This is a genomic window from Streptomyces sp. NPDC006294 (assembly GCF_042870895.1).
Lineage (GTDB): Bacteria > Actinomycetota > Actinomycetes > Streptomycetales > Streptomycetaceae > Streptomyces.
This window is the reverse complement of sequence record NZ_JBIAHV010000032.1, coordinates 1-14,369: the sequence shown is the minus strand read 5'-3', so window position 1 is coordinate 14,369 and position 14,369 is coordinate 1. Positions and strand designations below refer to the sequence as shown.

General features: G+C 73.9%; 2 protein-coding genes. Both read right to left on the bottom strand.

Features of this window, described 5'->3' with window-relative positions; all coding sequences use genetic code 11:
- The coding region (locus ACFYOP_RS33595) for an amino acid adenylation domain-containing protein (protein WP_388453917.1) at window positions 1-7,779 on the bottom strand (7,779 nt) is incomplete at its 3' end.
- On the bottom strand, window positions 7,764-14,369 hold a 6,606-nt coding region (locus ACFYOP_RS33590; RefSeq protein WP_356899610.1), incomplete at its 5' end, for an amino acid adenylation domain-containing protein. The genes ACFYOP_RS33590 and ACFYOP_RS33595, both read right to left, overlap by 16 nt.

Here is a 14,369-nt window from a genome sequence, read left to right as displayed (position 1 = left end):
CGCCACCTGCGCCTCGAACAACGCGGCCAGCGTCCCCGACGGCACCACACGACCCGTCGCGTTCCACTCCCCCACCACCCGCTCACGCTCCGCGGGCGAAAGGAGAGCCACATCCGAGATCCGGGTGTCCGGGCCCGCGGCGACCGCCGACAGCCAGTCGCCCAGCCGTGCCACCAGGCCCTCGACCGTCTCCCGGTCGAACAGGTCCAGGCTGTAGTCCACGAACCCGCCCAACCCGGCCGGCCGGCCCTCGTCGTCCCAGCGCTCACCGAAGCTGACCGCGAGGTCGAACTTGGCCGCGCCGATCTCGGTGTCCTCGGCGCGGACGGCGAGTCCACCGAGGTCGAGTTCGGCCGCGGCGTTGTTCTGCAGGGTGAGCATGACCTGGAACAGGGGGTGCCGGGAGAGCGACCGCTCCGGGCTGATCAGATCCACCAACCGCTCGAACGGCACATCCTGGTTCGCGTACGCGGCGAGATCCGCCTCACGCACCCGCGCCACCAACTCACGGAACGTCGGATCACCCGACACATCCGTCCGCAGCACCAGCGTGTTCACGAAGAACCCGACCAACTCGTCCAACGCCTCATCGGTACGCCCCGCCACCGGCGTCCCCAACGCAACGTCCGTCCCCGCACCCATCCCCGTCAGGAACGAGGCGAGTCCGGCCTGCAGCGCCATGAACAGGCTCGCTCCGCCGGCCTCGGCCAGGGCGGCCAGGCCGGAGTGCACCTCGGCGTCGAATGTGAAGGGGACGGTGTCGCCGCGGTAGCTCGGCCGGGCGGGCCGGGGACGGTCGGCGGGCAGCCGCAGCTCCTCCGGAACCCCCGCCAGCGCCTCCTGCCAGAAGGCCAGTTGCTGGGCGAGGACGCTGGTGGGGTCGGTCTCGTCGCCGAGGAGTTCGCGCTGCCACAGCGCGTAGTCGGCGTACTGCACCGGCAGCGGCCGCCACTGCGGAGCACCGCCCTCACGACGGGCCGCGTACGCCTCGGACAGATCACGCGCCAGCGGGGCGAGCGATCCGCCGTCGGCGGCGATGTGGTGGACGACCAGCAGCAGGACGTGCTCGGTGGGCCCGGTGCGGAACAGGGTGGCGTTCAGCGGGATGTCTCGGGTCAGGTCGAACCCGGTGCCTGCGGCGCCGGCCAGGGCGGCGGGCAGCGCGTCCTCCGTGGTGTCGACCACCGGCAGTCCGGGGCGCGCGGCCCCGGCGTCCAGCACGACCTGGACCGGACTGCCGGCGACCTCGTGGAAGAGGGTGCGCAGGCTCTCGTGCCGGCCGACGACGTCGCCGAGGGCGGCGCGCAGCGCGTCCGGGTCGAGCTCGCCGGTCAGCCGCAGCGCCAGCGGCAGGTTGTAGGCGGCGCTGTCGCTGTCGAGCCTGCCGAGGAACCAGAGCCGCTGCTGCGCGTAGGAGACGGGCAGTTGCTCGGGCCTGGCCATGGGAACCAGCGGCGGCCGGGCGCCGGCGGCGTCGCCGAGCAGGGCGGCGACGCCGGCGGGGGTGGGCGCCTCGAAGAGGACCCGTACGGGCAGTTCGACGCCGAATTCGGTGCGGACGCGGCTGATCAGGCGGGTGCCGAGCAGCGAGTGGCCGCCGAGCGCGAAGAAGCTGTCGTCGGGGCCGGCCGACGGCACGCCGAGGACCTCGGCGAACAGCGCGCAGAGCGTCGCCTCCTGCGGGGTCTCCGGTTCCCGCGCGGTGGCGGCCTCCGCGTAGTCGGGCGCGGGCAGGGCCTTGCGGTCGAGTTTGCCGTTCGGGGAGAGCGGCAGTTCGTCGACGGTGACGAACGCGGACGGCACCATGTAGTCGGGCAGCACGGTGGCCGCCCACGTCCGCAGGCCGTCGTGGGCGGGCGCGGTGTCGCCGTCGGGGACGACGTAGCCGACGAGCCGCTGGTCGCCCGGCTGGTCCTCGCGCAGCAGCACGACGGCCTGGGCGACGCCGTCCTGTGCGGCGAGCACCGACTCGATCTCGCCGAGCTCGATGCGCAGGCCGCGCATCTTCACCTGGTGGTCGGCACGCCCCAGGTATTCGAGGGTGTTGTCGGCCGCCCAGCGGACCAGGTCCCCGGTGCGGTACATCCGCTCCCCGGGCTCGCCGAACGGGGCGGCGACGAAGCGGTCGGCGGTGAGGTCCGGGCGGCCGAGGTAGCCGCGGGCGAGCTGGTCGCCGGCGAGGTAGAGCTCGCCCTGCACACCGTGCGGGACGGGGCGGAGCATGTGGTCGAGGACGTAGACCCGGGTGTTCCACACGGGGCGGCCGATGGGCACGGTGCGCCGTTCGGTGTCCGGCGCACAGGCCCAGTGGGTGACGTCGACGGACGCCTCCGTGGGTCCGTACAGGTTGTGCAGTTCGGCGTCGAGGACCTCGCAGAAGCGGGTCTGCAGCTCGACGGGGAGTGCTTCACCGCTGCACAGGACCCGGCGCAGCGAGTCCCCGCAGTGGGCGGCGGCCGGTTCGGCGAGGAACGCCTGCAGCATCGAGGGGACGAAGTGCAGGGTGGTGATCCCGGCCTCGCGGATCAGCCCGGCCAGATAGGCCGGGTCGCGGTGGCCCTCCGGTCTGGCGACGACCAGCGTGGCGCCGGTGATCAGCGGCCAGAAGAACTCCCAGACGGACACGTCGAATCCGGACGGCGTCTTCTGCAGCACCCGGTCGTCGGCGGTGAGCCCGTACTCGTCCTGCATCCACAGCAGCCGGTTGACGATGCCGCCGTGCGGGACCACGACGCCCTTGGGGCGGCCCGTGGAGCCGGAGGTGTAGATGACGTACGCGGGCGCCGCCGGGGACACGGTGACGTCCGGCCGCCCGGTGGGCGCGGACGCGAGTTCGCGGACCAGGGCCGGGTCGTCGAGGACGAGGCGCGGCAGGTCCTCGGAGCCGGGCAGTTCCACTCCGCCGGCGGTGAGCAGCAGCGCGGGGGCGGCGTGGTCGAGGATGTAACCGATGCGGTCTGCCGGGTAGTCGGGGTCGACGGGGAGGTACGCGCCGCCCGCCTTGAGCACCGCGACGAGGGCGACGACCAGTTCGAGCGAGCGCGGCACGGCGACCGCGACGGTCCGCTCCGGGCCGACGCCCTCCTGGACGAGCCGGTGGGCCAGCCGGCCGGCCTGCTCGTCGAGCTCCCGGTAGGTGAGGCCGCGGCCCTCGAAGAGCAGCGCCGGCGCGTCGGGGGTCCGGCGCACCTGCTCCTCGATGAGGGCGTGCAGCGTGGTCGCGGCCACTTCGTGCTCGGTGGCGTTGTTCCGCACCACCAGTTCGTGGCGCTCGATCGGGCCGAGCACGTCGATCCGGCCGATGGTCCGGTCGGCGTCGGCGGCCACGGCCTCCAGGAGGCGGACGAAGCGCTTCGTGAGCTTCTCGACCGTGGCGCGGTCGAAGAGGTCGCTGCTGTACTCGACGACGCCCTCGATGCCCTCGTACGCGCCGTCGCCGCCGCGCTTCTCGCCCATCTCCAGCGCGAGGTCGAAGCGGGAGGAGTGGGTCTGGACGGAGTGCGGACCCACCCGCAGCCCCGGCAGGGCCAGTTCGCCGCGCTCGTTGTTCTGCAGGGTCAGCATGACCTGGAACAGCGGGTGGCGGGCGAGCGAGCGGCCGGGGTTGAGCACCTCCACCAGCCGTTCGAAGGACGTGTCCTGGTTGGCGTAGGCGGCGAGGTCGGTCTCCCGCACCCGGGCCAGCAGTTCGCGGAACGTGGGGTCGCCGCCGGTGTCGGTGCGCAGCACCAGGTTGTTGACGAAGAAGCCGACGAGCTGGTCGAGGGATTCGTCGGTGCGTCCGGCGACGGCCGTGCCGAGCGGGATGTCGGTACCCGCGCCGAGCCTGGTGAGGAGGGCCGCCAGGCCGGACTGGAGGACCATGAAGAGGCTGGTGTGGCTGTCCCGGGACAGCTGGGCGAGCTTGGCGTGCAACTGCGGGGTGAGGGCGAACGGGACGATGTCGCCGCGGTAGCTGGCGCGGGCCGGCCGCGGCCGGTCCGTGGGCAGGGCCAGCTCCTCGGGGAGCCCGGCCAGGTTCCGGCGCCAGTGGTCGAGCTGGGCGGCGCCCTCGCTGCTGTCCTCGCCGTCGTCGCCGAGGAGTTCACGCTGCCACAGGGTGTAGTCGGCGTACTGGACGGGCAGCGGCTCCCAGCCGGGGGCGGCGCCGTCGAGCCGGGCCGCGTAGGCGACCGAGAGGTCACGGGCGAGCGGGGCGAGCGACCAGCCGTCGCCCGCGATGTGGTGCAGCAGCAGCAGGAGGACGTACTCGCCGTCGCCGAGGGTGAACAGGGTGGCCCGCAGCGGGATCTCGGCGGCGAGGTCGAAGCCGTGGGCGGCGGCGGCCGCGAGCTGCTCGTCGAGGTCGGCGTCGGTGGCCTTCCGGACGTCCAGCACGGGGCGGGCGGCCTCGGCGTCCAGGACGATCTGGTGGGGCCGGCCGTCGTGCTCGTCGAAGACGGTCCGCAGGCTCTCGTGCCGGGCGACGACGTCTCCGAGCGCGGCGCCGAGGGCCTGTTCGTCGACGGTGCCGGTGAGCCGGAGGGCGAGCGGGATGTTGTATCCGGCGCCGGGGCCGTCGAAACCGTTGAGGAACCACAGCCGGCGCTGTGCGAAGGAGAGCGGGACGTGCTCGGGCCGCTCCACCGGCCGGACCGTCGTGCGCGCGCTGCCGGTGGTGCGGAGCAGGGTGGCCAGACCGGCCGGGGTGGCGGTCTCGAAGAGGCTGCGCAGGGGCAGTTCCGCGTCGAAGACGGAGCGGATACGGCTCACCAGGCGAGTGGCCTGCAAGGAGTGGCCGCCCAGGTCGAAGAAGCTGTCGTCGATGCCGACCCGGGGCAGCCCGAGGATCTCCGCGAAGAGGCCGCACAGGATCTCCTCCTGCGGGGTGCGCGGGGCACGGCCCGCGGCGAGCGCGGCCAGGTCGGGCAGCGGCAGGGCCTTGCGGTCGAGCTTTCCGTTGGGCGTGACGGGGAGCGTGTCGAGGGTGACGAACGCCGCCGGCACCATGTAGTCGGGCAGGTCTGCCGCGACGTGGGCGCGCAGGGCGGCCGGCCGGGGCAGTTCCTGGCCGTGCTCGGGCACCGGGTAGGCGACGATCTGCTTGTCGCCGGGGCGGTCCTCGCGGACGATCACGGCGACCTGGGCGATCGCCGGGTGCCGGGCGAGGACGGACTCGATCTCGCCGAGTTCGATGCGGAAGCCGCGGACCTTGACCTGGTCGTCGGCCCGGCCGAGGAACTCCAGCTCCCCGTCCGCCTTCCGGCGCACCACGTCGCCCGAGCGGTACATCCGCTCGCCCGGCGCGCCGAAGGGGTTGGCGACGAAGCGCTCGGCGGTCAGGCCGGGGCGGCCGAGGTAGCCGCGGGCCAGGCCGGCGCCGGCGATGTACAGTTCGCCGGCCACGCCGGGCGCCACGGGCCGCAGCCCGCCGTCGAGGACCAGCACCTGGGTGTTGATCACGGGGGTGCCGATGGGCGGCACGCCGCCGCCGGCGAGGGCGCCGGACATCGTGGCGCACACCGTGGACTCGGTCGGCCCGTAGGCGTTGACCATCCGGCGGCCGGCCGACCAGCGCTCGACCAGTTCACCGGAGGTCGCCTCGCCGGCGACCACCAGCGTGTCGACGGTGGGCAGATCGTCCGGCGCCATGACGGCCAGGGCGACCGGCGGGATGGTGGCGTGGGTGACGCCGTGACCGGTGACGGTGGCCGCGAGCGGTTCGCCGGGGGCCAGGTCCTCCGCGGGGGCCACGACCAGCGCGGCGCCGGTGAGCAGGCCCATGACCAGCTCCCAGAACGCCGCGTCGAAACTCGGCGAGGCGAACTGCAGCACCCGGCTCCCCGGACCCACCTCGAACCGCTCGACCTGCGACGCCACCAGCGACGCCACGCCCGAGTGCGTCACCACCACACCCTTGGGACGACCCGTCGAACCCGACGTGTAGATGAGGTAGGCCGGGTCGGCCGTGGAGGTCGCCGCGGCCCGGTCCGCGTCGGTGAGGTCACCGTCCGGGTGGGCGTCGACGGCCGCGGCGAGCGCGGGGTCGTCGAGCCGCAGGGTGGGCACGGCGGCGGCCGCCTCCGCGGGCAGGGTGACGGCGGAACTGGTGAGCAGCAGCGCCGGGGCGGCGTCGCCGAGGATGTAGCTGATGCGGTCGGCCGGGTAGTCGGGGTCGACCGGCAGGTAGGCGCCGCCGGCCTTGAGCACGGCGAGCTGCGCGGTGACCAGTTCGGGCGAGCGCGGCAGGGCGAGTGCCACGAACCGGCCGGGTCCGACGCCGCGCGCCACGAGCTGCCTCGCGAGGCGGTTGGCGCGGGCGTTGAGTTGTCCGTACGAGAGGGCGGTGTCCTTGAACAGGACCGCGTCGGCGCCGGGGTTCTCCGCGACGACGGCCTCGAAGAGGGACGGCACGGTACGGGCGGGCAGGTCGTCGCGGGCCGCGCCGGGGGCGAGGAGCGCGCGCTCGTCGTCGGTGAGGACGTCGAGACGGCCGAGGAGGAGGTCCGGGTCGGCGACGATCGCCTGAAGGATGCGCTGGAGGCGCAGGGCGATCCGCTCGACGGCGGCCCGGTCGAACAGGTCGGACCGGTAGCCCATGCGCAGGTGCATCCGGGTGCCGGGGAGCACGGCGAGGCTGAGCGGATAGTGGTTGTCGTCCGTGGTGTGCACGCCGACGACGCGCAGTCCTTCGACGGGCTCGGAGAAGCCCGCGGCGTCCACCGGGTAGTTCTCCGAGACGGTGATCGTGTCGAAGAGCTCTCCGACGCCGACCAGGGCCTGGATGTCGGTGAGGCCGATGTGCTGGGCGTTCATCAGGTCGGCCTGCTGCTCCTGGAGCCTGCGCAGCAGGTCGAGGAGGGAGCCGGACGGGTCGAGCCGGACCCGTACGGGCAGGGTGTTGATGAACAGGCCGACCAGGTTCTCCATGCCCGGGATCTCCGGCGGGCGGCCGGAGACCGTGCCGCCGAAGACGACGTCGTCCCGGCCGGTGAGCCGGCCCAGCAGGATGCCCCACGCGCCCTGCACGACCGTGTTGACGGTGAGTTCGTGACGGCGGGCGAGCTCGGAGATGTCGGAGGTGAGCTGTTCGGCGAGCTCGTGCCCGTGGTAGTGCGGCGCCTCCACCGGGCCGCCCCGGCGGTCCGGGGCGAGCAGGGTGGCGTCCTCGACGCCGTCGAGGGCGGACGCCCACGACTTCAGGGCGTCGTCGCGGTTCTGGGCGGCGATCCAGCCGAGGTAGTCGCGGTAGGGGGTGACCCGGGGCAGTCCCGCGTCGTCGCCGCGCTGGATGTAGAGGGTGAACAGTTCGCGCAGCAGGACGGCCATCGACCAGCCGTCGAGCAGGATGTGGTGGTTGGTCAGGATGAAGCGGTAGCGCCGGCCGCCGAGCCTGACCAGGGTGAAGCGGACCAGCGGCGGCGCCGTCAGGTCGAATCCCCTGGCCCGGTCGGCGCGCATGACCTCGTCCAGCGCCGCCTGCCGGGCCGGCTCGTCGCCCTCCGACAGGTCGACCTCGTGCCAGGGCAGCTCGACCCGGCGCGGAATGATCTGCACCGGCTTGTCGAAGCCCTCGTGGACGAAGCCGGCCCGCAGATTGGCGTGGCGGCGCAGCAGCGCGTCGGCCGCGGTGCGCAGCGCGCCCACGTCCAGCGCGCCCTCGAAATCGAATGCCAGCTGCCCGGCGTACAGATCCAGTTCCTGCTCGTCGAGCAGTGCGTGGAACAGCAGACCTTCCTGCAACGGCGACAGTGGGAGGACGTCCTCCAGCCCCGTACCGATCATTACGACACCCTCCACTTGCTTTCCAGAAGATCGAGTTGTGCCTGGGACAGCGACACCAGGGACATGTCCGACGGCGTGTAGCCGCCGGCTTCGGGCTCAACAGCGTGTGCGGCCAGGGCCCTCAGGGCCCGGAACCAGGTCTCCGCCAGGTCGTTCACGTCGCGCTCGGCGAGCAGGCCGTCCGGCCAGGTCCAGGTGGCGCTCAGTTCGGGGCCTCCCGGCAGATCGTTCGCGACCGCGTTGATCTCCAGGGCGTGCGCCAGCCGGACGTCCGGGTCGCCCGCGGCGGCCCCGGTCAGCGCCGCCGTCTCGGGCGCCATGGCCCAGTCCCCGGCCTGGCCGGCGGACGTGCCCATCCGGCCCAGGTAGTTGAAGCCGATCTGCGGCTCCGGACGGGCGGCGAGCAGCGGGGCCGTCGCGGGGTTCAGATACCGCAGCAGACCGTGCCCGATCCCGTTGTCGGGCACCTCCCGCAACTGCTCCTTGATCCGCTTCAGGACCCGGCCGAGCGCGGGACCACCGGCCCAGATCTCGTCCCAGTCGAGCTGTCCCGGGTCGAGACGTACGGGATGGACGGTGGTGAACCAGCCGACCGTACGGGAGAGATCGGCGCCCTCGACCACGTCCTCGCGGCCGTGGCCCTCCAGGTCGACCAGGACGGGCCCTTCGTCACCGAGTCCCCGTCGGCGCCTCCAGTGGGCGACGGCGACGGCGAGCGCGGTGAGCAGCACGTCGTTGACGCCGCCGTGGAAGGCGGCCGGAACGCTGGTGAGCAGCGGTTCGGTCTCCGACGCGGGCAGCGACAGGGTCAGCGACGTGGCCCGCCCCGCGGTGTCCGTCGCGGGGTCGAGGAGGCGCTTGCCGATGACGGGCTCCTCCACCGCCCCGGTCCGGTCCCACAGGTCGAACTCGTCCTCGCGGCGCGGGCTGCGGGCCTCTTCGACCAGCTGCTCGGCCCAGCGGCGCAGCGAGGTGCCGCCCGGTGGGGGCGAGGGCCGTCTGCCGTCGGCGAGGGCCTGCCAGGCGGCCGCCAGGTCGGGCAGCAGGATCCGCCAGGACACTCCGTCCACGACCAGGTGGTGGATCGTCAGCAGCAGCCGTCCCGGCTGCTGCCCGCCGGCGTCGAACCAGACCGCCTGGAGCATCCGTCCGGCCGCCGGGTCGATCCGGCGCCAGGCGTCCTCCGCCTCGGTGGCGATCGTCTCGGTCAGCTTCTCGCCGGTCAGTCCGGCGGTGTCGACGCGGCGGACCGCCTCGGCGGCCGGCACGCAGCCGCGGGGGCCGACCTCCAGCCGCCACGGGTCGTCGCCGGCGCCGCGGTCCAGCCTCATCCGGAGCGCGTCGTGGTGGTCGAGCACTGTCTGCAGCGCGCCCGCGAGCAGTTCCTCGCCCAGCTCGGCGGGGACCTGGACCAGCATCGACTGCACGAAGCCGTCGACCGGGCCGCCGTGCTGCTCGAGCCAGCCGATGATCGGGGTGAGCGGCAGCTCGCCGATCCCGGCGTCCGGGTCCTCCGGTGCGGTCTGCTCCGCGCTGCGGGTGACCGGAGCGAGAGCGGCGACCGTCTTGCACTGGAAGACGTCCTTCGGGGTGAGGACGAGTCCGGCGGCGCGTGCCCTGGCGACGAGCTGGATGGAGACGATGCTGTCGCCGCCCAGGTCGAAGAAGCTGTCGTCGACGCCGACCCGGGGCAGTCCCAGCACCTCGGCGAACAGTTCGCACAGCGCCTGCTCGACCGGGTCGCCGGCCTGCCGGCCGCCTGTGCCCGCCGTGAAGTCCGGGGCGGGCAGCGCCCGCCGGTCCAGCTTCCCGTTGGGGGTGAGCGGCAGTTCCGGCAGCGGTACGACGGCTGCGGGCACCATGTACTCGGGCAGGCTCCGGCCGGCGAAGGTCCGCAGTTCGACCGGGTCGGGCACGCCCGCCGGTTCGGCGGGGACCACATAGCCGACCAGCCGCCGGATGCCGGGGGTGTCCTCGCGGACCACGACGGCGGCGGTCGCCACCTGCGGGTGGGCGGCCAGGGCCGATTCGATCTCGCCCAGTTCGATACGGAAGCCCCGCACCTTCACCTGGTCGTCGACCCGGCCGACGTACTCCAGGAGACCGCCGGCGGTGCGGCGGACCAGGTCGCCGGTGCGGTACATCCGGGAGCCGGGCGCGCCGAACGGGTCGGCGGGGAAGCGTTCCGAGGTGAGCCCCGGGCGGCGCAGATAGCCGCGGGCGAGCTGGTCGCCGGCGAGGTACAGCTCGCCGGTGACGCCGTCGGGCACGGGCCGCAGATGCGCGTCCAGGACAGAGGTCGTGGTGTTGCGGACCGGGCGGCCGACCAGCGGGCGTTCGCTGTCGCCGAGCGGGGCGTACAGGGTGTCGATGGTGGCCTCGGTGGGCCCGTAGAAGTTGTAGCTGACGGTGTCCGGCGCGGCCCGCAGTTCGTCCCAGAGCGTCTGGCCGAGGGCCTCGCCGCCGAGCATCAGCACCGCGGGGTGGTGGCGTCCCGGCGCGAGCATCCCCGCGGCCAGCAGCTGCTGCGCGAACGACGGCGTCAGGTCGAGGAACTGGATCCCGGCGCTGTCGACGTAGGCGGCGAGCGCCTCCGGGTCGCGCCTGGTGTCGTCGTCGACGAGGTGCAGTTCGTGCCCGTCGAGCATCCACAGCACGCCGTCCCAGGCGGTGTCGAAGGAGAACACCGCGGTGAGCGCGACCCGGAAGCGGTCGGCTCCGGCGGCCGCCGTGTGCGGGTCGAACAGCGTGTCCTTGTGGCTGTGGAACAGGTTGATCAGGTTCCGGTGCTGGACGACGACGCCTTTGGGCCGGCCGGTGGACCCGGAGGTGTAGATGACGTACGCGGGCGCGGCGGGGGTGAGCGGCGCGGTGCGCTCCTCGTCGGCCGGGGCGGTCGCCGGCAGGCCGGCCAGCTCCCCGGTGACCGCCGGGTCGTCGAGCACCAGCAGTTCGACGTCGCCCGCGTCCACCGCCTCGCCCTTGGACCACAGGGACCACCGGCGCTGCACGTCCCGGTCGCTGATCACCAGCGCCGGGGCGGAGTCCCGCAGCAGGTATCCGATCCGGTCCGCGGGGTAGTCGGGGTCGACGGTCAGGAACGCCGCCCCCGCCTTGAGCGCCGCGAACATCGCCACCAGGACCTCGGTGGACCGGGGCAGCGCGATGGCGACGATCTGCTCGGGGCCGATGCCCCGTGCGACGAGGAGGCGGGCGAGCCGGTTGGCCCGCTCGTCGAGTTCGGCGTAGGTGGTGCGCACGCCCTGGAAGACCACCGCGTCGGCGTCCGGGGTGCCGGCCGCCCAGTGCTCGAGCAGTTCGTGGACCAGCGTCGGGGGCACGTCCTCGCGTACGGGGTCCCCGCCGCAGGCCGCCCGGCGCTCGTCTCCGGTGAGCACGTCCAGCTGTCCGACGAGCCGCTCCGGGGCCTCGGCGACGGCCTCGAAGAGGGCCCGCAGCCGGGCCGCCAGCAGCTCGGTCTCGGCCCGGCCGAACCGGTCGGGGGCGTATTCGAGCCGCAGTCCGAGGCTCGGTCCGGGCAGCGCCGCGAGGGTGAGCGGGTAGTGCGTGGCGTCCGTGCCGCCGACGCCGGAGACGGTCAGCCCCCCGGGCAGGTCGAGCGCCGCGGGGTCCACCGGGTACGACTCGTACACGGTGAGGGTGTCGAAGAGTTCGCCGACGCCCGCGAGCGTCTGGATGCGGGACAGTCCGACGTGCTGGTGGGCCATGAGCGCGGTCTGCTGCCGCTGGATCCGGCGGAAGAGGTCGGTGACGCTCTCCCTCGGGTCGAGCCGCACCCGTACCGGCACGGTGTTGATGAACAGGCCGACCATGGACTCGATGCCGGGGACCTCCGGCGGACGGCCGGAGACGGTCGCTCCGAAGACCACGTCGTCCCGGCCGGTGAGCCGGCCGACGAGCAGTCCCCACAGGCTCTGCACCATCGTGTTGACGGTCAGTCCGGCCGTACGGGCCAGCGCCTGGAGCCGGTCGGTGAGCTCCTCGCCCAGTTCGAACGAGTGGCTTCGCGGCACTTCGCCCGTCGCCTCGTCCCCGGCGGCCTTCGCCGGGGCGAGCAGCGTGGGCTCCTCGACACCCGCGAGAGCCTGCCGCCAGGCGGACTCCGACTCCTCGCGGTCCCGGCCGGCGATCCACGCGAGGTAGTCCTTGTACGGGGTGACCCTGGGCAGCGTCCGGCCGTCGCCGCCCTCGCCGTAGAGCGTGAACAGCTCGCCGACCAGCAGCGGCATCGACCAGCCGTCGAGCAGGATGTGGTGGTTGCCGATCACCAGGCGGTGCCGGTCCGCGGCCAGCCGGATCAGGGCGAACCGGAGCAGCGGCGGCGCGGCCAGGTCGTAGCGGCGGGTCCGCTCCTCGGCGAGGACCGTCTCGGCCGCGGCCCGCTGCTCGTCGCCCGCGAGACCGGAGAGGTCCACCTCGGTCCACGGCAGGGTGACCGTGGCGGGAACCACCTGGACCGGCCGCTCCAGACCGTCGTGGTGGAAGGCGGCCCGCAGGTTGTCGTGGCGGGCGAGCAGCGCTTCCGCGGCCGCCCGCATCGCGCCGGCGTCCAGCGCGCCGTCGAGGTCGAAGCAGAACTGGACGCTGTAGACGTCCGGCGCCTCGTCGTCGAACAGCGCGTGGAACAGCAGCCCTTCCTGGAGCGGGGCGACCGGAAGGATGTCGGCGGCGCCGGGGCAGGCGCTCTCGATCCGGTCGATCTGCTCCTGGGAGAGCGAGGTGAGCGGCAGGTCGGACGGGGTGAAGCCGCCCGCGCCGGGCCGGGCGGCGTCCGCCGCCAGTTCGCGCAGCTCGGTGAACCAGCGGTCGGCGAGGTCGCGTACGGAGTCCTCGGCCAGCAGTCCGTCCGGCCACATCCAGGTGACGGTCAGCTCGGGGCCGCCGGCTTCCTCGCGTACCACCGCGCTGATCTCCAGCGGGTGGGTGACCGGCATGGCCGCGTCGGCGGTGCCGCTGCCGATCAGCACGTCGGACTCGGGGGCCGGGGTCCAGGAGCCGCCGTGCGGACTTCCCAGCCGGCCCAGGTAGTTGAAGCCGATCTGCGGGGCGCCGAGGGCCGCGAGCGCGTCGCGGGTACGCGGATCGGTGTACCGCAGCAGGCCGAAGCCGATGCCGTTGTCCGGTACGGCGCGCAGCTCCTCCTTGACCCGCTTGAGGACCGCGCCGGGCCGCTCGTCGCCGCCGCCGGGGGTGAGCCGCACCGGGTAGAGGCTGGTGAACCAGCCGACGGTCCGGGACACGTCGGCGCCGGGCAGCACGTCCTCGCGGCCGTGCCCCTCCACGTCGACGACCAGTGCGCCTCCGGGGGCCACGGCGCCGTCGCGCCAGCCGGCGGCGGCCCGGGCGAAGCCGGAGAGCAGGACCTCGTCGGTCCGCGCGTGGAAGACGGCGGGAACTGTGTCGAGCAGGGGCGCGGTGTCCGCGGCCGGCAGCACCAGGGTGAGGGTGCGGGTGCTGCCCATGGTGTCCTTCGCCGGGTCGACCGGCCGGTCCCCGACGGGGGCGCCGGCGCCGTCCAGCACGTCCTGCCAGAAGGGCAGTTCGTCCGCGCGGCCGCCGACGGTGGCGGTGAGCCGGCCGGCCCAGGTCCGCAGCGAGGTGTGCACCGGTTCGAGCGCGGCGGGCCTGCCCTCGGCGAGGGCGCCGGCCGCGGCGGCGAGGTCGTCGATCAGGATCCGCCAGGACACCCCGTCGACCACCAGGTGGTGGGCCACCAGCAGCAGCCGGCCGGGCCGCTCGTCCCCGGCGTCGAACCACACGGCCCGCAGCACGGTGCCCGCCCGCGGGGCCAGTGCGGCCTGTGCCGCGTCCGCCTGCGCGGAGACCGCCCCGCGCAGCGCGTCCTCGGTGAGCCCGGCCGCGTCGACACGGAGGGTCAGGTCCGCCGCGGCGACGGCGCCGCGCGGCCGGACCTCGAGCCGCCAGTCCTCGTCGCCCGCCAGCCGCAGGCGCAGCGCGTCGTGCCGGTCCAGCAGGGCCTGGAGGGCGCCGACGACGGCGGTCTCGGGGAGACCGGCCGGCGTCTGGAGCAGCACCGACTGGTTGAACCGGTCGACGGGGCCGCCGAGTCCGGCCAGCCACTCGACGATCGGGGTGAGGGGGACCTCGCCGGTTCCGGCGTCCGGGTCCTCGGCCTCTGTGCCGCTCGCGGTGGCGGCCACCGCCGCGAGGGCGGCGACGGTCTTGCGCTCGAAGACGTCCCGGGCGGTGAGGACCAGGCCGGCCTTGCGGGCGCGGGCGACGAGCTGGATGGAGATGATGCTGTCGCCGCCGAGGTCGAAGAAGCTGTCGTCGACGCCGGTCACCGGGGTGCCGAGCACCTGGGTGAACAGATCGCACAGGATCTCCTCGTGCGGCGTGCCCGGCGCACGACCACCGGCCGAGGACCCGTACTCCGGCGCAGGCAGCGCACGCCGGTCCAGCTTCCCGTTGACCGTCACCGGCAGCCGGTCCAGCACCACCACGGCCGCCGGAACCATGTAGTCGGGAAGCACCCCGGCGATGTGCGCCCGCAGCTCCGACCCGGTCAGCTCGACGCCGACCGCGTAGGCGACCAGCCGCTTGTCACCGGGACGGTCCTCACG